At 66.6% G+C, this 746-nt stretch carries 2 protein-coding genes; both read left to right on the forward strand.

Going from position 1 to position 746, the window contains the following annotated elements:
• Positions 1-502, forward strand: a 502-nt coding sequence (locus tag ENZ75_RS33375; RefSeq protein ID WP_164888254.1) for an ABC transporter ATP-binding protein, incomplete at its 5' end; no start/stop codon positions are given.
• Between the two features lie 48 nt (positions 503-550).
• Positions 551-746 (forward strand): CocE/NonD family hydrolase (locus ENZ75_RS33380; protein ID WP_206617184.1); only part of this gene is annotated, 196 nt, incomplete at its 3' end.

A 746-nucleotide genomic window follows, 5' to 3' on the forward strand; every position in this document is an offset into this window, starting at 1 on the left:
CGGCGGCCAGGCGCGCCGCGTCGGCGTTGCGCGGGCGATCGCGCTGGACCCGGTGCTGGTCGTCGCCGACGAGCCGACCGCCGGCCTCGACGTCTCCGTGCAGGGAGAGGTGCTGAACCTGCTCAACGACCTGCGCGACCGCATGGGCCTGTCGATGCTGATCATCACCCACAATCTGCATGTCGTGCGCCAGATCGCCGACCGCATGGCGGTGATGTATCTCGGACGCTTCGTCGAGCAGGGCGAAACCGAAGCGATCTTCCGTGCCCCGCATCATCCCTATACGGCGGCCCTTCTGTCCGCCAACCCCGAGCCCGATCCAGATCGGGTGCACCAGCGCATCACGCTGCCGGCTGACGTTCCGTCCTTGCTGGCGCGCCCCTCAGGCTGCGAGTTTCACACACGCTGCCCGCAGGCCGAGGGCCGTTGCGCGCTGGATGTCCCCGTCCCGGCCTCGGTCGGCGACAGCCGTCTAACCTGCCATTTCCCGCTGAACACATAAGGATCGCCACCGGCGCAAGTGTCGGCCGGGGCGTTGAGAGGAGCCGCCATGCAAGATATCCGCATCGTCACCGATTTCCCGCGCAAAATCCGCGAGATCGAGAATTTGTGGATTCCGATGCCGGATGGCGTCAAGCTGGCGGCGCGTGTCTGGCTGCCGGAAGACGCGGAGAGCGATCCCGTGCCGGCGATCCTCGAATATTTGCCCTATCGCAAGCGTGACGGAACGGTGGAGCGCGATGCGC

The organism is Mesorhizobium sp. M7A.F.Ca.CA.002.04.1.1, from assembly GCF_004022805.1.
GTDB classification, from domain to species: domain Bacteria; phylum Pseudomonadota; class Alphaproteobacteria; order Rhizobiales; family Rhizobiaceae; genus Mesorhizobium; species Mesorhizobium ciceri.